This window comes from Pseudomonas sp. GV071, assembly GCF_003050835.1.
Classification (GTDB): domain Bacteria; phylum Pseudomonadota; class Gammaproteobacteria; order Pseudomonadales; family Pseudomonadaceae; genus Aquipseudomonas.
Window position 1 is genome coordinate 100624 of record NZ_QAOJ01000017.1, and the last position, 19115, is coordinate 119738.

Consider the following 19115-nt stretch of genomic DNA (forward strand, 5'->3'; position numbering starts at 1 on the left):
CATGCTGTTAATGATCGACAACTACGACTCCTTTACCTACAACGTCGTGCAGTACCTGGGCGAGCTGGGTGCCGACGTGAAAGTGGTGCGCAACGACGAACTCAGCGTGGCTGAGATCGAAGCGTTGCAGCCCGAACGCATCGTGGTCTCGCCTGGTCCGTGCACGCCAAGCGAGGCCGGCATCTCCATCGAAGCCATCGAAGACTTCGGCGGCAAGCTGCCGATTCTCGGCGTGTGCCTGGGCCACCAGAGCATTGGCCAGGCGTTCGGCGGCGACGTGGTGCGGGCGCGCCAGGTGATGCACGGCAAGACCAGCGCCGTGTTCCACAACAACACCGGCGTGTTTGAAGGCCTCAACAACCCGCTGACCGTCACCCGTTACCACTCGCTGATCGTCAAGCTGGAAACCCTGCCGGACTGCCTGGAAGTGACCGCCTGGACGCAGCATGCCGATGGCTCGGTCGACGAGATCATGGGCCTGCGCCACAAGACCCTGAACATCGAAGGCGTGCAGTTCCACCCGGAATCGATTCTGTCGGAACAGGGCCATGAACTGTTCGCCAACTTCCTCAAACAAAGCGGGGGCGTGCGCGCATGAATATCAAAGAAGCGCTCAACCGTGTGGTCGCCCAGCTCGACCTGACTACCGAGGAAATGCAGGACGTGATGCGCGAGATCATGACCGGGCAGTGCACCGACGCGCAGATCGGTGCCTTCCTGATGGGCATGCGCATGAAGAGCGAAACCATCGACGAGATCGTCGGCGCGGTATCGGTGATGCGCGAGCTGGCGGCGCAGGTTGAACTGCCAACGCTCAAGCACGTGGTCGACGTGGTCGGCACCGGCGGCGATGGCGCGAACATCTTCAACGTCTCCACCGCAGCGGCGTTTGTCGTCGCGGCGGCGGGCGGCAAGGTGGCCAAGCATGGCAACCGTGCGGTGTCGGGCAAGAGCGGCAGCGCCGACTTGCTGGAAGCGGCCGGAATCTTTCTGGAGCTGACCCCGGTGCAGGTTGCGCGCTGCATCGACAGCGTCGGCGTCGGGTTCATGTTCGCCCAGGTGCACCACAAGGCCATGAAGTACGCGGCTGGTCCGCGTCGTGAAATGGGCCTGCGCACCTTGTTCAATATGCTCGGCCCGCTGACCAATCCGGCCGGGGTCAAACATCAGGTGGTGGGTGTGTTCAGCCAGGAGCTGTGCCGTCCACTGGCCGAGGTGCTCAAGCGCCTGGGCAGCGAACACATTCTGGTGGTGCATTCGCGCGATGGCCTGGACGAGTTCAGCCTGGCCGCACCGACCCACGTGGCGGAGCTGAAAGACGGCCAGATCACTGAGTACGATGTGCGCCCGGAAGACTTTGGCATCACCAGCCAGACCCTGATGGGCCTGGAAGTGGCCAGCCCGGCAGCTTCGCTGGAGCTGATCCGCGACGCCCTCGGCCGACGCAAAACCGAAGCCGGGAAAAAAGCCGGCGATTTGATTGTGCTGAATGCGGGCGCCGCCCTGTATGCCGCCGATTTAGCGACTAGCCTGCATGAAGGTGTGCAACTGGCCCATGACGCCCTGCACACCGGTTTGGCGCGGGAAAAGATGGAAGAATTGGCGTCCTTTACGGCGGTGTTCCGCCAGGAGAATCAAGCGTGAGTGTGCCTACCGTCCTGGAGAAGATTCTCGCCCGCAAGGCCGAAGAGGTTGCCGCGCGCAAAGCAGTGGTGAGCCTGGCGGAAGTCGAGCGTGAAGCACGCGCTGCCGATGCGCCGCGCGGCTTCGCCAATGCCTTGCTGGCGGCTGCGAAAAGCAAGCAGCCGGGGGTTATCGCCGAGGTGAAAAAAGCCTCGCCGAGCAAAGGCGTGCTGCGCGAAAACTTCGATCCGGTGGAAATCGCCCAGAGTTATGAAGCGGGCGGCGCGGCATGCTTGTCGGTGCTCACCGATATCGACTTCTTCCAGGGTGCCGATCACTACCTGCAGCAAGCCCGTGCGGCCTGCGGTTTGCCGGTGATTCGCAAAGACTTCATGATTGACCCGTACCAGATCGTCGAATCCCGTGCGCTGGGCGCCGACTGCATCCTGCTGATCGTCTCGGCGCTGGATGACGTGCAGATGGCCGAGCTGGCCGCGGTGGCCAAATCGGTGAACCTCGATGTGCTGGTGGAAGTGCACGACGGTGAAGAGCTCGACCGAGCTCTGAAGGTGCTGGATACCCCGCTGGTGGGCATCAACAACCGCAACCTGCATACCTTCGAAGTCAGCCTGGAAACCACCCTCGACCTGCTGCCGCGCATTCCCCGCGAGCGCATGGTGGTGACTGAGAGCGGCATCATGAATCGCGCCGACGTCGAGTTGATGGAAATCAGCAATGTGTACGGCTTCCTGGTGGGCGAAGCATTTATGCGCGCAGCCAACCCGGGGCTGGAATTGCAGCGCTTGTTTTTCCCTGAGCGCAGAGGGCCGGTGAGCATCGATTGAGGTCTGTCCTGTGGGAGGGGCTTTAGCCGCGAGCTTTTAAAATCAAGAGCATCGCGGCTAAAGCCCCCCCACAAAAGCTCCACGTCTGGAAAAACCGACACAAATAAAAAGGCCAGCTCCGAAGCTGGCCTTTTTATTGTTCGCGTTTTTATCCGAGCCTTGTGGGCTTAGCGGGTTCCGAACACCACCATGGTTTTACCTTTGACGTTGACCAGGCCTTGCTCTTCAAGCGCCTTGAGGACACGTCCCACCATCTCCCGCGAGCAACCGACAATGCGGCCGATTTCCTGACGGGTGATCTTGATTTGCATACCGTCGGGATGGGTCATGGCGTCGGGCTGTTTGCACAGATCGAGCAGGGTGCGTGCTACGCGGCCCGTGACGTCGAGGAACGCCAGGTCTCCCACTTTTCGGGTGGTGTTGCGCAGGCGTTCGGCCATCTGGCTGCCCAGGGCGTAGAGAATGTCCGGGTCTTGCTGGGTGAGTTCGCGGAACTTGGCGTAGCTCAGTTCAGCCACTTCACATTCGGTTTTTGCCCGTACCCAGGCACTGCGTTCTTTCTCGATGCCGTCCTTTTCGAACAGACCCATTTCACCGAAGAAGTCGCCCGAATTGAGGTAGGCGATGATCATTTCGCGTCCGTCATCATCCTCGATGAGAATGGTGACCGAACCTTTGACAATAAAGAACAGCGTCTCGCCGCGATCACCTGCGTAGATGATGGTGCTCTTGGCGGTGTAACGACGGCGGTGACAGTGCGCGAGCAGCTTGTCGATGTTCTTTATTTTTGGTGTGAGAGTTATAGCTACCATGCCCTAGCCCCGAAGAAAAAAATAAGTGCAACCCATTGTCTAGCAGCAATTTTTTTAATAGTTATTCGAGCAAGTGTGCCAGTAATTTGTCGTCAGCTTAACAGACAGTCACCGCCGTTAGTCGGTTTTGCGACGTGGCTAACAGTGGCGGCAGTCTATCGACCTGTCGAGCTTGAGTAAGTTGGTCTATAAGCCTGTGCTAAGCTGCCCGTCCCTTTTAACAGCGGAGACGTGGCAATGAAAGCGCGGATTCAGTGGGCTGGCGAAGCTCTTTTCCTCGGTGAGTCTGGCAGTGGCCATGTGGTCGTGATGGATGGCCCGCCGGAGAGCGGCGGGCGCAACCTCGGCGTGCGGCCGATGGAGATGGTGTTGATCGGCCTCGGCGGTTGCACCAACTACGATGTGGTCAGCATCCTGAAGAAATCCCGACAGCCGGTGGAAAGCTGCGAGGCGTTTCTGGAAGCCGAACGCGCCAGCGAAGAGCCGAAAGTGTTCACCAAGATCCACGTGCATTTCGTGGTCAAAGGCCGCGGCTTGAAAGAGGCGCAGGTCAAACGTGCGGTGGAGCTGTCGGCCGAGAAGTACTGCTCGGCTTCGATCATGCTCAGCCGTGGTGGCGTGGAAATTACCCACGACTACGAAATCATCGAACTGGGTTAATCGTCCCGACACGTTCCGATCATAAAGCGGCGCACACTCGGCCCATCGAAGGTCAGTGGCAAAGGCGCTGGCAGCCGCTAGCCGACCTCTGCATAATGGCGCCCCTTTTTCCGGGGCGTCGCCAAGAGCGCGGCGCCACGAACCCATACCCAAAATCGCCAAAGCGAAGAGGTGTTAACCGTCCTACGCAGCTGTGTTGTTCACAACTGACGGGCATGCTCGATCACGCGGCTTTGCCGCATCGTTAAAAGAGAGTTCCTTACGGTGAAAAGCAAACTCAAGCTCCACGGGTTCAACAACCTGACGAAGACCTTGAGCTTCAACATCTATGACATCTGCTACGCGGAAACGCCGGAAGACCAGCAGGCCTACGTCCAGTACATCAATACCGAGTACGACGCAGCGCGGCTGACGCAGATTCTCACGGATGTCGTCGACATTATCGGTGCCAATATCCTCAACATCGCCCGCCAGGATTACGATCCGCAAGGCGCTAGCGTGACCATTCTGATCTCCGAGCAACCGGTCACACCGACCGAAAGCCAGATCGAGGAATCCCCAGGCCCGCTCCCCGATACCATCCTCGCGCACCTGGATAAAAGTCATATCACTGTGCACACCTACCCGGAAATTCACCCGGTAGATGGCATTGCCACGTTCCGCGTGGATATCGACGTATCCACCTGCGGCGTGATCTCACCGCTCAAGGCGCTCAACTACCTGATTCACCAGTTCGACTCGGACATCGTCACCGTCGACTACCGCGTGCGCGGCTTCACCCGCGACGTGCAGGGCAAGAAACACTTCATCGACCACGAGATCAATTCGATCCAGAACTACCTCTCCGACGACACGCAAGCGGCCTACCAGATGACCGACGTGAACGTGTACCAGGAGAACCTGTTCCACACCAAGATGCTGCTCAAAGAATTCGAGCTGGATAACTACCTGTTTGGTGATGCCACGCAGAATTTGTCTGCCGAGCAACGGGAGACGGTGACCAAGCGCGTGAAGCACGAGATGCTGGAGATCTTCTACGCCCGCAATATGGTTGGCTAAGCGAACGGCTGCGCGTCGGCATTGCTGCGTTGAAAAGGCTTTTTGAATGCTCATTGGCTACAGCGCAACTGCGCTTCAAAAAGCCTTTTCGCCTTGCACTGCTCTAGCTCGCTCGTTCTTGAACGGCGTGATGGCAAGACACGCAAAAAGCAAAAAGCCCGCGTAAGCGGGCTTTTTTATGGGCGGCGAATTAGATGCGGTAGGTGCTCTTGGTCATCACCTTCGACAACAAGCTCATGCCGAACTTCACCGGCCGTGGAAAGCGATAACCGCCAGCTTCCAAGGCACTGGCCGAATGCTGCGCTTCATCGCTCAGCATCTGCTCCAGAATCGCCCGCGACTTTTCGTCTTCAACGGGAATCTGCGTGAGGTGATCGTCCAGGTGTTTGCACACCTGATCTTCAGTGGCGGCCACAAAGCCGAGACTGACCTTGTCGCTGATCAAACCGGCCACCGCGCCCACCCCAAACGACAACCCATAAAACACCGGATTGAGAATGCTCGGGTGGCTGCCCAGTTCGCGGATGCGTTGTTCGCACCAGGCCAGGTGGTCGATCTCTTCTTCGGCCGCGTGCTCCATGGCTTTACGTACATGGGGCAGTTTGGCGGTCAGCGCCTGGCCCTGGTACAGCGCCTGGGCGCAGACCTCGCCGGTGTGGTTGACGCGCATCAGCCCGGCCACGTGGCGGGTGTCATCGGCATTCAATTCGACATCGGGTTGGGTCAGCCCTGGGGAGGGGCGATACGGTTGCCCGCTGAACGGCAGCAGGGTACGCAGGGCGGCATCGGCCTGCAGCAGCAGGCGGTCGACAGGGGAGTAGTGGCGTTCGGTAGCCATGGGGGTACCTCCGGAAAAGTCTGTCGGCAGTTTACTCCAATCGCCTGGCACGGTCTTGATCGTGGTCAGGGCAGCTCGCGCAGCACCCGAAACCCTAGCGCATAGTCGTCGGTGCCGGGCTGCTTCTGGTCGCGAAAGCTGCTGCGCAGGTAGGTCGGGCCGCTGTTCCAGGCGCCGCCACGGACTACCCGCGGGCTCTGGTCGAGGGGGCTGGCGGCCTGTTGCTCGCTGCCATCGAAGGGGGTGACGAAGCGCGAGGCGGTCCATTCCCAGACATTGCCGGCGGTGTCGTACAGGCCAAATGCGTTGGGCGCGAACTGGCCGACCTGGCTGGATTTGTACTGGTCTGAGCGCGGCGAGCCGCAGCCTCTGCAGTGCGCGCGCGGGTGGTCTTCCGGGCTGTCGAGCTGCTCGCCCCACCAATAGAAGCTGCTGGCGCCCCCGCGAGCGGCGTATTCCCACTCGGCTTCAGTGGGCAACCGGTAGCGCTGACCGGTGATTTTCGACAGCCACTGCAGGTAACTCTGCACATCGAACCAGGACACATGAATCACCGGCCGCTGCTCGGACAAGCCCCAGCCTTCGTTATCCGGCAGCGCCTTACCCGTGGCGCGGGCATAGCGTTGCCAGTCGGCGAAGGTCAGTTCGAAGCGGCCGATGGCGAAGGGTTTGGCGATGCTGACCGGGTGCGCGGGCTGTTCGTTGTAGTTGCCACGACCAGTACTGTCGCCAAACAGGAACTGGCCGGCCGGCACCTTCACCAGTTCGGGGCCGGGCTCATTGCTGGCCAGGGTGTCGTGGAAGACTTCAACGGCGCCGGCCTGGGTGCTCAACAGGCCGGCCAGGCCCAGGGCAATAAACGACCGCATCAACCCGGCGGCCAGGCCAGTTGGCGCTTACCGAGAACATGCATATGGATGTGGTAGACGGTTTGCCCGCCGTCCTCGTTGCAGTTCATCACCGCGCGAAAGCCCTGTTCGCAGCCTTGCTCTTTGGCCAGGCGTTGGGCGGTGAACAGCATGTGCCCGGCAAGTGCTTTGTCGTCTTCGCCGAGGTCATGCAGGGTGGCGATGTGTTTTTTCGGGATCACCAGGAAGTGCACAGGCGCCTGTGGGCCAATATCGTGAAACGCGACAACCTGGTCGTCTTCATAAAGCTTGCGCGCGGGAATGTCCCCGGCGACGATCTTGCAGAACAGACAGTCCACGGACAGGTCTCCAGCTGGCGATAGGAAGCCGGAGTTTAACCACGCAAGCCAGCGACGGCGAGTACGCATGCCGTTCGGTGGCCGTTAGGGAGCAGGTGTGAAGAACGATATCCATGACTTGGGGCTAGTGCTCGATTCCAAAGTGAAGCTGGTGGTGATCGAGTCCTGGGATGAGCAGCGGGTGATGGAAACCCTCACCAGCCTCGCGGTAAAACGCGGGCTGGGGTTGTACACCTGGGCGGTGACCGAGGGCATGCAGAAGCTCGGCTTTGGCGGCGACCCGCAGGGCGATCTGCCCAGCTTCGAGCCGGACGCTGCGCTGCGCCTGATCAAGCACGACCCGCTGCCCAACCTCTACGTGCTCTGCGACCTGCACCCGTTCATGGAGGAAAACCCCAAGCTGGTGCGCCTGCTCAAGGAAATCGCCATGGCCGAGGGCGCGCACAAGCCCACGGTGGTGTTGGTTTCCCACGCCCTCAAGCTGCCGCCGGAAGTGCAGCGTTATGCCGCGCGCTTCAGCCTGGCGTTGCCTGCCGAAGACGAACTGCTGGCCATCGTTCGTGAAGAGGCGGCGCGCTGGAGTGAGCGCAACCGTGGCGCGCGGGTGCGCACCGACAACCGCACCCTGCAGCAAGTGGTGAAGAATCTGCGCGGCATGAGCCACGCCGAAGCACGGGTGCTGGCCCGCGGGGTGATATGCAACGACGGCGCGATCACCCAGGAAGATTTGCCCGAACTGAACAAGACCAAATTCAAACTGCTCGACCTGGAAGGCGTGCTCAGCTTCGAGCACGACACCGCGCGTTTTGCCGAGGTCGGCGGTTTGCTCAACCTCAAGCGCTGGTTGTCCGAGCGCCAAGACATCTTCCTCGCCGGCAAGGCTGCCGACCTGCCCAAGGGCATGTTGCTGGTGGGTGTGCAGGGCGGTGGCAAAAGCCTGGCGGCGAAAGCGGTGGCCGGGCTCTGGGGCTTGCCGTTGCTGCGCCTGGATTTCGCCTGCCTGTACAACAAATTCTTCGGCGAAACCGAACGCAACCTGCGTGAAGCCTTGCGCCTGGCCGAGCAGATGGCGCCATGCGTGCTGTGGATGGACGAGGTGGAAAAAGGCCTGGCCAGCGGCGACCACGACGGCGGCGTGAGCCAGCGCGTGCTCGGCACCCTGCTGACCTGGATGGCCGAACGCAAGGCGCCGGTGTTCATGGTTGCTACCGCCAACGCCATCGACCGTCTGCCGCCGGAGCTGGTGCGCAAAGGGCGTTTCGATGAGCTGTTTTTTGTCGACTTGCCGGATGCCGAAACCCGCGCCGATATCTTCCGCATCCACCTGCTGCGCCGCGAGCTGGACCCTGCCAGCTTCGACCTGAAGCAACTGGCGACGGTCAGTGATGGTTTTACCGGTGCCGAGATCGAGCAAGTTGTGGTCAGCGCCCTGTATGCCGGGCAGGCCCAGCAACAGGCGGTGGATCAGGCCTTGCTGCTGCGCAATATCAGCGGCACGGCGCCGCTGTCGGTGGTGATGGCCGAAGACCTGGCCGGGCTGCGCGCCTGGGCGGCGGGTCGCACAGTGTCGGCCGGCTAGGACTCACTGCGCCGTAAAGCGCTTATTGATCGCCCCGGCCAGTTTGCGCACCAGCCAGCGCGGGGCGAAGCGAGAGCTGCGTGCGGCCATGCGATTGCGCCAGCCGGGGATGATGATCGCGCGGTTTTTCTCCAGCGCGCGCACGGTGTACAGCGCAAGCTCCTCGGCGTTCATCATCAGCTTACTGTTATCGAGCTTGCCCATCTCCATCGACGCACCGCGGAAAAACGCGGTGCGTGTCGGCCCTGGGCACAGCACCGAGACTTTGACCCCGCGGCCCTTCAGTTCCTCGCGTAACCCTTCGGATAGGTGCAGTACGTAGGCCTTGCCGGCGTAGTAACTGCTCATCCATGGGCCCGGCTGAAACGCTGCCACTGAGGCGACGTTGAGAATCTGCCCACCGCCTTGCAGCGCCATGCGATTGCCCACGGCGTGGCAGAGGCGGGTGAGGGCCAGCAGGTTGACTTCCAGTTGCTGCTGCTCGCGGCCCCAGTCGCTGTCCAGGAACGGCCCGGAGGTGCCGAGGCCAGCATTGTTGACCAGCAGATCGACCTGCAGGTCGTCCTGTTCCAGTTCGTGCACCAGACCGGTGAGTTGGGTGGGGTGGGCGAGGTTGCAGGTACGAAACAGCACCTCGACGCCAAAACGCTGGGTGAACTCGCAGGCGACGCTTTCCAGCACGTCGCGCTGGCGGGCCACCAGAATCAGGTTGCGTCCACGCCTGGCCAGGGCTTCAGCCAAGGCCAGACCGATGCCGCTGGAGGCCCCGGTTACCAGTGCATAACGGGGCATGGGGTTCTCCGCGCGGCTAGTGAGGTGAAAGGCAGCGTCAGCTTACTCGCGTGGCTCGGCTTCGGCCGGTGTCGTGGCTTCGGCAGACACCGCCGGTTGCGGCGCGTGCTGAGACGCTTCGAGAGCACGCAGGCGATATTGGTTGTAGGCCGGGATAGCGATGGCCGACAGGGTGCCGACAACAATCAGCGGCATGATGCAGGCCAACACTATCAGCCCTTTGCCGTTGTGGGGCGGCCGAGCGCCATGTCGGTTGGCCCCGGCGGTGCCAGGCAGGATCAACAGCAGCAGGATGAACAGCAGGTTGACCAGTGGCACCAGCAGAACCAGGCAGAACCAGGCGGACCAGCCGACGTCGTGCAGACGTTTAGCGGTGAAGAACACCAGCAGTACGATCCAGGCCACGACCGAAAGAACGGTCACTGCGCTGTAGAGTATTTCCGATTGGGAAAGAACGGCTGCCAGGCCACCCAGCACGCCACCGAGCAACGCGTTCAGCAGCCATACACCCATCAACCAGCCCAGGTATCGGACCCGGCCGATGCGGCCTTGCACACCAAAGTAGCTCAGATCAGCAACCGCATCGCTGTCGTCATCGACTTGGGCCAGTGGCGTCGCGTACGGAGAAGCTGCACGGCCGTCGGCAGCGGCCAGAGTGGCCAACAGCGAAGAGGATGCGCCTGCCGGGGCGGGCGTTTCTGCAACAGGCGCTGGAGCCGGAGCAGAGGCGGCGGCTTCAGCCAACTGCGCCTGACGGGCCAGGTATTTCTCGATGACGATGCCGCAGGCCGTGCACTCGATGGCTTTGACTTGTTCGTGGCCGCACTTGGGGCAGGTCATGCGCGCGGTTTCTTCCAGCGGCGTGGTGCGGTGGTCATCGGTTTCCACCAGGCTGAGGCTGGCGGCCAGGTCTTGTTCCTTGTAGACCTTGGCGCCGGCGTTCTGCAGGGCACCGATGTACTTTTCCGCTTCATCGGCAGTGAGGTCGCGCTTGAGGGCGACCGGGTTGCCAGTGAACAGGGCGTCGATCTTGTTGCGCTCGCTTTTGAACAGGCGGGCCAGGTTGTCTTTGACGGCATCCAGGGCGGCGGCTGGCATGAGCTCGCCGGTGAATACGATCTTGTAACGTGTATCGGTCATGCGCACGTCCCTGTCTGCGAGAGATGAAGTGGGCACAGCGTACTGGCCCCAATGCGGTTCAGACAAGCTCAGGCGTGACGCGGGTCACGCTTCAGCCCATGTTTTCCGGCAGCCAGCGACCGACCAGGCGGTTATTGCGCAACAGGCGCAGCGAGGCGAAGTCATCCAGCACGCCCTCGCTCAGTTGTGGGCGCAGGAACACCCAGTCATCCACGGCCAAGGCGGTTTGTCGTGAGCCGTTGACCCGCTCCTGATTCGCACTGCGCCCGTACAGGTTGTCGTAGCTCAAGCCGGCGGGGGCGACAGGCTCGGCCGGCCAGCGCCCGCCGTACAGGTAGTAGGCCTGCTGGCGATTGCGGTCCCAGGTTTGCAAAGCGCTTTGCAGGCGGCTCAGGTAAGGCAGCTCGCCGCTTTGCACCTTGAGCACCGGGGTGGCGATCCATAGCGCCGGGCTGTGGGCGCTGAGCAGGTCACTGTCGAACTCGCTGGGCATCAGTAGGGCCGAGCCGACCGAGACTTCATTCAGCGGCGTATCACCCCGCGCATGCAGGGCGTAGGTCAGGCTGCCGGCGCCATTGAGCAGCGGTTGTGTGGGCCACAGCGCGGTGAACTGCCGGGCCGTGGCGAGAAATGCCCGGTAGCGGGCGTTGCTGTCGGCGAAGGCGCGGTCGCGGCCGATCCAGGGTGGCGAGTGGGCGACCTGGGCGTCATAGCCCATCAGTCCGCGCACTGTCAGCGGCGCCTGGCTGGTCTGCAATTGCTGCAAGGCCTCGCCCAGCGCTTGCGGGCTGGCAAAGCCGCCGCGGGCCAGGCCGAGGTCGATCTCCAGGGCGATCTGCAGCGGTTGTTTGAGCGCCACGGCCAGTTCGGCGTATTGCTGCAGGCGCTGCGGGCTGTCGATCAGCCAGGTCACCTGCTGCGCAGGGTCGAACGTCGTGGCATTGCCCAGTTGCTGGTAGAACGCCAGCGCGGCGCTGACCGGCAGAGGTTTGCCCAGCAGTAGATCGGCGTCGGCGAACAAGCGCGCCAACTGGTTCAACTGCGGTTGGTGAAAGGCCATAAAGCGGCCGGTGCCTAGACGCTGCGCGAGGTATTCGAGCAGGCCATCGCTGGCCAGGGACTTGGCCACCAGGCGCAGCGGCAACTTGCTGCCCAGGCGCTGGGCCAGCAGGTCGGCGTTGGCGTCCAGGCGTTGCATGTCCACCACCAGTTGCGGTACGCCGCCGCCCTGTTGCTTGAGCAACTGGTTGAGGGTGGCAAAGTAGTCGTCATAGGGGCGGCCGTGGTCAACCGGCCGGGCCACCCATGCACCCAACAGGCCCAGTGCGCCCAGGCCCAACAGGTGGCGACGGTTCATCGCGGCCAGCGCTGGCCCAGTTGCACGGTGCGCTGCTGGGCCGCGCGGTATTCACGGTCCAGGCGCTGGACCAACTCGGCCACGCTGGGCAGGTCGCTGATATCACCGACGCCCTGGCCGGCCGACCATACGGTTTTCCAGGCTTTGGCCTCGTCGTTGATCGGCTTGAGCTTTTCGCCGTAGTTCACCGCACCTTTTTCTTGCAGCTTGGCCAGGTCGAAGCCGCCTTGCTCCAAGCTCTGGCGCATGAAGCTCGCCGGTACGCCGGAGACCGCCGGGGTGTGCACGATGTCGGCGGCTTTGGCGCCGAGGATCATGTCTTTGTAGGCCTGCGGCGCGTCGTTTTCCTTCACCGCGATCATCCGCGTGCCGAGGTAGGCGAGGTCGGCGCCGAGCATCTGCGCGGCGAGAATCTCGTGACCATGGTTGAGGCAGCCGGCCAGCAGCAACGTCTTGTCGAAGAACTGGCGGATTTCCGCAACCAGGGCGAACGGGCTCCAGGTGCCGGCATGGCCACCGGCACCTGCGGCCACGGCGATCAGACCATCAACCCCGGCTTCAGCGGCTTTCTCGGCATGCCGGCGGGTAGTGACGTCATGGAACACCAGGCCACCGTAGCTGTGCACGGCATCCACCACCTCCTTCACCGCACCGAGGCTGGTAATGACGATGGGCACCCGTTGCTCGACGCAGATCGCCAGGTCCGCCTGCAGGCGCGGGTTGGTGTTGTGCACGATCAGGTTGACCGCATAGGGCGCCGCATCGCTGCTGAGGCCGGCGTTGATCTCATCCAGCCAGGCCTTGAAGCCGCTACTTTCGCGCTGGTTCAGCGCCGGAAAGCTACCGACGATGCCGTTGTTGCAGCACGCCAGGACCAACTGCGGGTTGGAGACCAAAAACATCGGAGCAGCAACTACCGGTAAACGCAGACGTTGTTCGAGCAGGGCAGGCAAAGACATAAAAAATCTCCAATCAAGTTGATGCAGTTAGAACGGACGCACCACCACCAGAATTACGATGGCCAACAAGGCCAGCACGGGCGCTTCATTGAACCAGCGGTAAAACACGTGGCTGCGTTGCTGCTCACCGGCGGCGAAACGTTTACGCATGGCACCGCACATATGGTGATAGCCGATCAGGACCAGCGCGAGGGTCAGCTTGGCGTGCATCCAGCCCTGGCTGAGCAAACTCGGGTTGAGGCTCAGTAGCCAGATGCCGAGGCCCACGGTGGCAATCATCGAAGGGGTCATGATGCCGCGGTAGAGCTTGCGCTCCATCACGCAGAAGCGTTCCTTGCTGGTGCTGTCTTCACTCATGGCGTGGTAGACGAACAGGCGCGGCAGATAGAACAGACCGGCGAACCAGCAGACCATGGCGATGATGTGGAAGGCTTTGACCCAGAGGTAGAGCATTCGGGGTTTCCTAAACTGAAATGGCAGGGTCGGGCTTTAAATGCCCTGAAGTGGCCGTATTAAACAGGTTATATCGGCCAACCGTCACTATGACGGTTGGCCCGTGGCCGATGCAGCCGTATCATCGGCGACTTTCCAGTGGTCTTCGTAGAGGGTTGGTAATGGTCAAGGTCGGTATCGTCGGCGGCACAGGCTACACCGGGGTCGAGTTGCTGCGTCTGTTGGCTCAGCACCCGCAAGCCGAGGTGGTGGTGATTACCTCGCGCTCGGAAGCGGGCACTCGCGTCGATGAGATGTACCCGAACCTGCGCGGCCACTACGACAACCTGTCCTTCACCGTGCCGGACACGCAAACCCTGGCGGCCTGCGACGTGGTGTTCTTCGCCACGCCGCACGGCGTTGCTCATGCCCTGGCTGGCGAGTTGCTGGCTGCCGGCACCAAGGTGATCGACCTGTCCGCCGACTTCCGTCTGCAAGATGCCGAAGAGTGGGCCAAGTGGTACGGCCAACCGCATGGCGCGCCGGAGCTGCTGGGTGAAGCGGTTTACGGTCTGCCGGAAGTGAACCGCGAACAGATCAAAAAGGCCCGTCTGATTGCCGTGCCGGGTTGCTACCCGACCGCTACCCAACTGGGTTTCCTGCCGCTTCTGGAAGCCGGTCTGGCTGACACCAGCCGGTTGATCGCCGACTGCAAGTCGGGCGTCAGCGGTGCCGGGCGTGGGGCGAAAGTCGGTTCGCTGTTCTGCGAAGCTGGCGAAAGCATGATGGCTTACTCGGTGAAAGGTCACCGTCATCTGCCGGAAATCAGCCAGGGTTTGCGCCGCGCTGCCGGTAGCGATGTTGGCCTGACCTTCGTGCCACACCTGACGCCGATGATTCGCGGCATTCACTCGACGCTGTACGCCACCGTTGTGGATAAGTCGGTGAACCTGCAGGAACTGTTTGAAAAACGCTACGCCAACGAGCCGTTCGTGGATGTGATGCCGGCAGGCAGCCACCCGGAAACCCGTAGCGTGCGCGGCGCCAACGTCTGCCGTATCGCCGTGCACCGTCCGCAAGGTGGCGACCTGGTGGTGGTGTTGTCGGTAATCGACAACCTGGTCAAAGGCGCCTCGGGCCAGGCCGTGCAGAACATGAACATCCTCTTCGGTCTCGATGAACGCCTGGGCCTGTCCCACGCGGCATTACTGCCGTAAACGCTTGCGATTGATCGGTGCGACGCTTACGCGCACTGATCAATAGTTGACCATTTTGGTAGGGGAAGCGGATAATGCCGGCGTCCCCAAGTAACACGTCGGCCACTGGCCGGGAGAAAGACAGCATGAGCGTCGAATCCTTCACCCCCACTCCGCTGCAATTCACGCACGGTGCGGCGAACAAGGTCAAAAACCTGGTCGATGAGGAAGGCAATCCACGTCTGAAGTTGCGCGTGTTCGTCACCGGTGGTGGCTGTTCCGGCTTCCAGTACGGCTTCACCTTCGATGAGGAAGTGGCCGATGACGACACCATCGTCGAGCGCGAAGGCGTGAGCCTGGTGGTCGACCCGATGAGCTTCCAGTACCTGGCGGGTGCGGAAGTGGATTACCAAGAGGGCCTGGAAGGCTCGCGCTTCGTGATCAAGAACCCGAACGCCACCACCACCTGTGGGTGCGGTTCGTCATTCTCGATCTGATCGAAGCTCTACCGCCAACGCCGCGCCTATGCGCGGCGTTTTCGTTTTTGGCGATTGGAGTTAGTCAGGCGGGGTAGATGGCGCCAAGTACGCGCAGGCCTTTGGCGCCAGTGACGCTCGGGCGATTGCTCGGAATACCTTCCAGGCAGCAATGGGCCAGCCAGGCAAAGGCCATGGCTTCGACCCAGTCGGCCGGAACGCCATAGTCGCCCGTGCTGCTCACTATGCAGCCGGGTAGCAATTCGGCCAGTCGCTTCATCAGCGTCAGGTTGTGCGCGCCGCCGCCACACACCAGCAATTTCTGCGTGCCTTGCTGGGCCTTGGTCAGCGCGGCGACGATGCTTTGCGCGGTCATCTCCAGCAGCGTGGCCTGCACATCGGCGGGCGCCATGGTGGGCAACTGGCCGAGGTGTTGGTCGAGCCACGGCAGGTTGAACAGCTCGCGGCCGGTGCTTTTCGGACCTTGGGTGGTGAAGAACGGGTCGCTCAACAATTCGCTCAGCAGGGCGTCGGATACCTGGCCGCTCGCAGCCCAGTCGCCGTTGCGATCGTAGCTCAGACCTTGATGGCGATTGATCCAGGCGTCCAGCAGGACGTTGCCTGGGCCGGAGTCGAAGCCATGCACAGGTAGCTGCGGGTCGAGCAGGCTGAGGTTGCTGAAGCCGCCCACGTTGAGGATCGCCTGGCGGCTTTTGCCATCGCTGAACAGCGCATCGTGGAACGCTGGGACCAGGGGTGCACCCTGACCGCCGGCGGCGACATCACGGCGGCGGAAGTCGGCGACCACGCTGATGCTGGTCAGCTCGGTGAGCAGGGCGGGATTGCCGATCTGGATGGTGAAACCCCGCGCGGGTTCATGGCGCACGGTCTGGCCGTGGCTGCCGATGGCGCGGATGTCGCCAGGTTTCAGGTTCTGTTCGAGAAGCAGCGCGTGAATGCCTTGGGCTGCAAGGTGGGCCCACTGTTGTTCGGCGACGGCGCTACGGGCCAGCTCGTCCGGGCCGGGGCTGCACAAAGACAGCAGTACGGCGCGCAGATCGTCTGGCATGGGCAAATAGTGGGTAGCGAGCAGGGTCGTGTGTTGCTCTTGCTCGATAAGAGCGATGTCCAGACCATCGAGACTGGTGCCGGACATCACCCCTATATAGCGCGGCATCGGCTTAGCGCTTGTTCAAGGCCAGCATGGTGGCCTTTTCCTGATCCATCTGCGCCATTAGTGGCTTGCTCATCTGCATAAAGCGGGTTTTGTCCGGCCCGGAGATCGGATCGGCCATGGCCAGCTTCTGGCTCAGCGGGTCGACGTGCACGCCGTTGACCTGGAACTCGTAGTGCAGGTGCGGGCCGGTCGACAGGCCGGTGGTGCCGATGTAGCCGATCACCTGACCCTGCTTGACCATGCCGCCGGTTTTAATGCCCTTGGCAAAACCCTGCATGTGGCCGTAGAGCGTGGTGTAGGTCTTGTTGTGCTGAATGATGATGGTGTTGCCGTAACCGCCGCGGCGGCCGGCGAGTTGAACGCGGCCATCACCTGCAGCCTTGATCGGGGTGCCGCGCGGGGCGGCGTAGTCCACGCCTTTGTGGGCGCGGATCTTGTTCAGGATCGGGTGGAAACGGCCCATGGAGAAGCGCGAGCTGATGCGAGCAAAGTCGACCGGAGTGCGGATAAAGGCTTTGCGCATGCTGTTGCCATCAGCGGTGTAGTAGCTGGTGGAACCTTGTTTGTTGGTGTAACGCACGGCAGTGAACGGCTTGCCGCGGTTGACGAAGCGGGCAGCGAGGATGTTGCCGTCACCGACCTGTTTGTCGTTGACCACCTTCTGTTCGTAGATCACTTCAAATTCGTCGCCTTCGCGGATGTCCTGAGCGAAGTCGATGTCGTAACCAAAGACGTTGGCCAGGTCCATGGTCATGTTGTGTGACAGGCCGGCGCGCTTGGCGGAGAGGAACAGCGAGCTGTTGATCACGCCATGGGCGTAGGCAGTGCGCACAGTCGGTTTGGTCAGCTCGCGCTTGAAGTCGAAGCCCTTGTCGGTTTTCGCCAGGGTGATGGTTTCAAGGTCGCTGAGCTTGCTCTGCAGGTGCTGCAGACCGCCATCCTGGGTGAGCTTCACTTCCAGCACCTGGCCGACTTTCAGTTGGCCGAAGCGCTTGGCGTCGTCACTGCTGTTAAGGGCTTCGTGCAGGTGGGTCGGCGTCAGGCCGGCCTTCTGGAATACGGTCGACAGAGTGTCGCCATTGGCCACGGTAATCAACTTGGTATAGGGATCAGCCGGCGGCAATTGGGCGAGGCCTTCCGCAGGTTTTTCAGCAGGCTTTTCGGCCTGTGGAGTATTGGAATTCTGGGCATCGATCTGAGCGAACGGAGAGGCGTTCGACTCGCCTGGCAGACGCGGTTGCTGTGGCTCGCTCGGGTTGCTTTCGAGCTGTTCGCTGGCGTTCAGATCCAGGTTGAGGGTGGTCTTTTTTGCTTCTACTTCTCGGGAGGGGAAAACCAGCAAGGCCAAGCTGAGAAGGGCGGCGATCCCGCTAGCCGCTAGTAGATGGCTTTTGGGGTATGGCGGAGGTGCTTTTGAAATAGAGGTCATAAGGTAATTTTGACTTTGAAAAGGTGAAAAGAAGAGATGAAGAAACTGATGAATATGAAATAACTGTATAAAATATAACCAAAATCACCCTGAGGCAAGCCTACGAATGTCTCGTTTATGACAGCTGCGCAAGTGGTGGGCACAAACTTGTAATTAGTTGGTGATCTTGTAAGGTTGGTTCCCTTCGAAAATCAGGTGGTAGCGGGGCGGGTATGAAGTCGGTTGAAGAGCAGTTGGCGCTGATCAAGCGCGGCGCAGAAGAAGTGTTGGTCGAGGCTGAGCTGATCGAGAAATTGAAGCGTGGCCAGCCGCTGCGTATCAAGGCCGGTTTCGACCCGACCGCCCCCGATCTCCATCTTGGTCATACCGTGCTTATTAATAAGCTGCGTCAGTTCCAGGAGCTGGGCCATCAGGTGGTATTTCTGATTGGCGACTTCACTGGAATGATTGGTGATCCGAGCGGCAAGAGTGCAACTCGCCCGCCGCTGACCCGTGAGCAGGTTCTGGATAACGCAGAAACCTACAAGGCTCAGGTCTTCAAGATTCTTGATCCGGCGAAAACCGAGGTGGCGTTCAACTCCACGTGGATGGATCAGTTGACCCCGGCTGACTTCATTCGCCTGGCTTCGCAATACACCGTTGCTCGTATGTTGGAACGTGATGACTTCAGTAAGCGTTACGCCACCAACCAGCCAATCGCGATTCATGAGTTCCTTTACCCATTGGTTCAGGGTTATGACTCGGTTGCTTTGAAGGCTGATGTCGAGTTGGGTGGCACCGACCAAAAATTCAACCTGTTGATGGGGCGCGAGTTGCAGCGTGCTTATGGGCAGGAAGCGCAGACCATTCTGACCATGCCGCTCCTTGAAGGGCTGGATGGCGTGAAGAAGATGTCCAAGTCGCTCGGCAACTATGTTGGTATCCAGGAAGCGCCGGGCGTCATGTACAACAAGCTGGTGTCGATTCCGGATGCGTTGATGTGGCGCTACTTCGAATTGCTCAGCTTCCGCTCGATGGAAGAGATCGAAGCGTTCAAGGCTGACGTGGTGGCCGGCGCGAATCCGCGTGACATCAAGATCAAGCTGGCTGAAGAGATCGTTGCGCGTTTCCATGGCGAAGAAGCCGCGGCCAATGCGCACCGCTCTGCGGGTAACCGTATGAAGGAAGGCGAGCTGCCGGATGATCTGCCGGAAGTAGAAGTCGTTTCGGCTGAGGATCTGCCTATCGCGTCCCTCCTTAATAAGGCTGGCTTGGTCAAGAACGCTGCAGGTGCTCGTGATCTGCTGAATGCTGGCAGTGTGCGTATAGATGGTGAGGTCGTAGATCGCACCTTTATATACAAGCTGGGCGCGACCCATGTTTGCCAGGCCGGCAAGAAGGCATTTGCGCGGGTTACGCTAAAAGCTGAGTAAAAGGTCAAATAAAGTCTTGACGGTATCTTGTGGGTGCTTATAATGCGCACCACTTCCGGCGCGGAAGGCTCTTAAAACTTCAAGCTAATCAATAAGTTAGCGAGAAATTAAGGGTTGCAAAG

Annotated in this window: 20 protein-coding genes; 9 read left to right on the forward strand and 11 right to left on the reverse strand. The window is 61.0% G+C overall.

Translation table 11 applies throughout. The features are described 5' to 3' along the window. Position 1: 1 nt before the first annotated feature. The 3 genes from C8K61_RS24935 to trpC are packed head-to-tail and all read left to right on the forward strand — an operon-like array spanning position 2 to position 2468. On the forward strand, positions 2 to 598 hold the full coding sequence (locus tag C8K61_RS24935) for an aminodeoxychorismate/anthranilate synthase component II (protein ID WP_108099309.1): 597 nt from the start codon (positions 2 to 4) through the stop codon (positions 596 to 598). Then, entirely contained in the window at positions 595 to 1644 is a 1050-nt protein-coding gene (gene trpD, locus C8K61_RS24940; protein WP_108099311.1) for an anthranilate phosphoribosyltransferase, read from the forward strand. Before C8K61_RS24935 ends, trpD begins: the two co-directional genes overlap by 4 nt. Continuing rightward, on the forward strand, positions 1641 to 2468 hold the full coding sequence (gene trpC / locus C8K61_RS24945; protein WP_108099313.1) for an indole-3-glycerol phosphate synthase TrpC: 828 nt from the start codon (positions 1641 to 1643) through the stop codon (positions 2466 to 2468). Before trpD ends, trpC begins: the two co-directional genes overlap by 4 nt. Before the next feature lie 167 nt (positions 2469 to 2635). On the opposite strand, the gene crp is transcribed toward trpC, so the two are convergent. After that, positions 2636 to 3280 (reverse strand): cAMP-activated global transcriptional regulator CRP, encoded by a 645-nt coding sequence (crp, locus tag C8K61_RS24950; RefSeq protein ID WP_108099316.1) that lies wholly within the window; start codon positions 3278 to 3280, stop codon positions 2636 to 2638. A 237-nt stretch (positions 3281 to 3517) separates the two neighbouring features. Between crp and C8K61_RS24955 the strand changes: the two genes are divergently transcribed. Beyond that, on the forward strand, positions 3518 to 3940 hold the full coding sequence (locus C8K61_RS24955) for an OsmC family protein (RefSeq protein ID WP_108099318.1): 423 nt from the start codon (positions 3518 to 3520) through the stop codon (positions 3938 to 3940). 264 nt (positions 3941 to 4204) lie between these two features. Further along, a complete protein-coding gene (gene speD / locus C8K61_RS24960; protein WP_108099320.1) occupies positions 4205 to 4999 on the forward strand; it encodes an adenosylmethionine decarboxylase in 795 nt (264 codons plus the stop codon). Positions 5000 to 5189: 190 nt separating this feature from the next. Here speD and coq7 read toward each other — a convergent pair whose 3' ends face one another. The 3 genes from coq7 to C8K61_RS24975 form a co-directional block, all read right to left on the reverse strand. Next, positions 5190 to 5837: a 2-polyprenyl-3-methyl-6-methoxy-1,4-benzoquinone monooxygenase gene (gene coq7, locus C8K61_RS24965; RefSeq protein WP_108099322.1), complete on the reverse strand. Its 648-nt coding sequence runs from the start codon at positions 5835 to 5837 to the stop codon at positions 5190 to 5192. Between the two features lie 65 nt (positions 5838 to 5902). Continuing rightward, a complete protein-coding gene (locus tag C8K61_RS24970; protein WP_108099323.1) occupies positions 5903 to 6706 on the reverse strand; it encodes a formylglycine-generating enzyme family protein in 804 nt (267 codons plus the stop codon). Continuing rightward, complete coding sequence (locus C8K61_RS24975) at positions 6706 to 7044, reverse strand: histidine triad nucleotide-binding protein (RefSeq protein WP_108099325.1); 339 nt, start codon at positions 7042 to 7044, stop codon at positions 6706 to 6708. The genes C8K61_RS24970 and C8K61_RS24975 overlap by 1 nt, the downstream gene beginning before the upstream one ends. 97 nt (positions 7045 to 7141) lie before the next feature. Here C8K61_RS24975 and C8K61_RS24980 point away from each other — a divergent pair, with 97 nt between their 5' ends. Next, on the forward strand, positions 7142 to 8623 hold the full coding sequence (locus C8K61_RS24980; RefSeq protein WP_108099328.1) for an AAA family ATPase: 1482 nt from the start codon (positions 7142 to 7144) through the stop codon (positions 8621 to 8623). A 3-nt stretch (positions 8624 to 8626) separates the two neighbouring features. Here the strand turns inward: C8K61_RS24980 and C8K61_RS24985 are convergent, their stop codons facing one another. The 5 genes from C8K61_RS24985 to hemJ form a co-directional block, all read right to left on the reverse strand. Continuing rightward, on the reverse strand, positions 8627 to 9415 hold the full coding sequence (locus C8K61_RS24985) for an SDR family oxidoreductase (RefSeq protein ID WP_108099330.1): 789 nt from the start codon (positions 9413 to 9415) through the stop codon (positions 8627 to 8629). Positions 9416 to 9457: 42 nt separating this feature from the next. Continuing rightward, positions 9458 to 10555, reverse strand: a complete 1098-nt coding sequence (locus C8K61_RS24990) for a DUF805 domain-containing protein (RefSeq protein WP_108099331.1) — start codon at positions 10553 to 10555, stop codon at positions 9458 to 9460. A gap of 91 nt (positions 10556 to 10646) precedes the next feature. Next, entirely contained in the window at positions 10647 to 11912 is a 1266-nt protein-coding gene (locus C8K61_RS24995) for an alanine racemase (protein ID WP_108099333.1), read from the reverse strand. After that, positions 11909 to 12871, reverse strand: a complete 963-nt coding sequence (locus C8K61_RS25000; protein WP_108099335.1) for a nitronate monooxygenase family protein — start codon at positions 12869 to 12871, stop codon at positions 11909 to 11911. The genes C8K61_RS24995 and C8K61_RS25000 overlap by 4 nt, the downstream gene beginning before the upstream one ends. Before the next feature lie 27 nt (positions 12872 to 12898). After that, positions 12899 to 13324, reverse strand: a complete 426-nt coding sequence (hemJ, locus tag C8K61_RS25005; RefSeq protein ID WP_108099337.1) for a protoporphyrinogen oxidase HemJ — start codon at positions 13322 to 13324, stop codon at positions 12899 to 12901. A 161-nt stretch (positions 13325 to 13485) separates the two neighbouring features. Here hemJ and argC point away from each other — a divergent pair, with 161 nt between their 5' ends. Then, complete coding sequence (gene argC, locus C8K61_RS25010; protein ID WP_108099338.1) at positions 13486 to 14520, forward strand: N-acetyl-gamma-glutamyl-phosphate reductase; 1035 nt, start codon at positions 13486 to 13488, stop codon at positions 14518 to 14520. A gap of 125 nt (positions 14521 to 14645) precedes the next feature. Further along, positions 14646 to 14996: an iron-sulfur cluster insertion protein ErpA gene (gene erpA / locus C8K61_RS25015; protein WP_108099340.1), complete on the forward strand. Its 351-nt coding sequence runs from the start codon at positions 14646 to 14648 to the stop codon at positions 14994 to 14996. Positions 14997 to 15060: 64 nt separating this feature from the next. Here erpA and C8K61_RS25020 read toward each other — a convergent pair whose 3' ends face one another. Then, entirely contained in the window at positions 15061 to 16152 is a 1092-nt protein-coding gene (locus tag C8K61_RS25020) for an anhydro-N-acetylmuramic acid kinase (protein WP_108099342.1), read from the reverse strand. A gap of 4 nt (positions 16153 to 16156) precedes the next feature. Next, the gene (locus C8K61_RS25025; RefSeq protein WP_108099344.1) at positions 16157 to 17581 is read right to left on the reverse strand and encodes a peptidoglycan DD-metalloendopeptidase family protein; all 1425 of its coding nucleotides are present in this window, start codon (positions 17579 to 17581) and stop codon (positions 16157 to 16159) included. Between the two features lie 212 nt (positions 17582 to 17793). On the opposite strand from C8K61_RS25025, the gene tyrS reads away from it, so the two are divergent. Then, on the forward strand, positions 17794 to 18993 hold the full coding sequence (gene tyrS, locus C8K61_RS25030) for a tyrosine--tRNA ligase (protein ID WP_108099346.1): 1200 nt from the start codon (positions 17794 to 17796) through the stop codon (positions 18991 to 18993). Positions 18994 to 19115 lie beyond the last annotated feature (122 nt).

What these genes read in the sequence shown, in the direction of transcription:
- C8K61_RS25025 (WP_108099344.1), bottom strand. Translation starts at nt 17,581, where the DNA reads ATGACCTCTATTTCAAAAGCACCTCCGCCATACCCCAAAAGCCATCTA.
- crp (WP_108099316.1), bottom strand. Translation starts at nt 3,280, where the DNA reads ATGGTAGCTATAACTCTCACACCAAAAATAAAGAACATCGACAAGCTG.
- C8K61_RS24935 (WP_108099309.1), top strand. Translation starts at nt 2, where the DNA reads ATGCTGTTAATGATCGACAACTACGACTCCTTTACCTACAACGTCGTG.
- C8K61_RS24955 (WP_108099318.1), top strand. Translation starts at nt 3,518, where the DNA reads ATGAAAGCGCGGATTCAGTGGGCTGGCGAAGCTCTTTTCCTCGGTGAG.
- C8K61_RS24970 (WP_108099323.1), bottom strand. Translation starts at nt 6,706, where the DNA reads ATGCGGTCGTTTATTGCCCTGGGCCTGGCCGGCCTGTTGAGCACCCAG.
- C8K61_RS25020 (WP_108099342.1), bottom strand. Translation starts at nt 16,152, where the DNA reads ATGCCGCGCTATATAGGGGTGATGTCCGGCACCAGTCTCGATGGTCTG.
- erpA (WP_108099340.1), top strand. Translation starts at nt 14,646, where the DNA reads ATGAGCGTCGAATCCTTCACCCCCACTCCGCTGCAATTCACGCACGGT.
- C8K61_RS24985 (WP_108099330.1), bottom strand. Translation starts at nt 9,415, where the DNA reads ATGCCCCGTTATGCACTGGTAACCGGGGCCTCCAGCGGCATCGGTCTG.
- tyrS (WP_108099346.1), top strand. Translation starts at nt 17,794, where the DNA reads ATGAAGTCGGTTGAAGAGCAGTTGGCGCTGATCAAGCGCGGCGCAGAA.
- C8K61_RS24990 (WP_108099331.1), bottom strand. Translation starts at nt 10,555, where the DNA reads ATGACCGATACACGTTACAAGATCGTATTCACCGGCGAGCTCATGCCA.
- argC (WP_108099338.1), top strand. Translation starts at nt 13,486, where the DNA reads ATGGTCAAGGTCGGTATCGTCGGCGGCACAGGCTACACCGGGGTCGAG.
- C8K61_RS25000 (WP_108099335.1), bottom strand. Translation starts at nt 12,871, where the DNA reads ATGTCTTTGCCTGCCCTGCTCGAACAACGTCTGCGTTTACCGGTAGTT.
- coq7 (WP_108099322.1), bottom strand. Translation starts at nt 5,837, where the DNA reads ATGGCTACCGAACGCCACTACTCCCCTGTCGACCGCCTGCTGCTGCAG.
- trpD (WP_108099311.1), top strand. Translation starts at nt 595, where the DNA reads ATGAATATCAAAGAAGCGCTCAACCGTGTGGTCGCCCAGCTCGACCTG.
- C8K61_RS24995 (WP_108099333.1), bottom strand. Translation starts at nt 11,912, where the DNA reads ATGAACCGTCGCCACCTGTTGGGCCTGGGCGCACTGGGCCTGTTGGGT.
- hemJ (WP_108099337.1), bottom strand. Translation starts at nt 13,324, where the DNA reads ATGCTCTACCTCTGGGTCAAAGCCTTCCACATCATCGCCATGGTCTGC.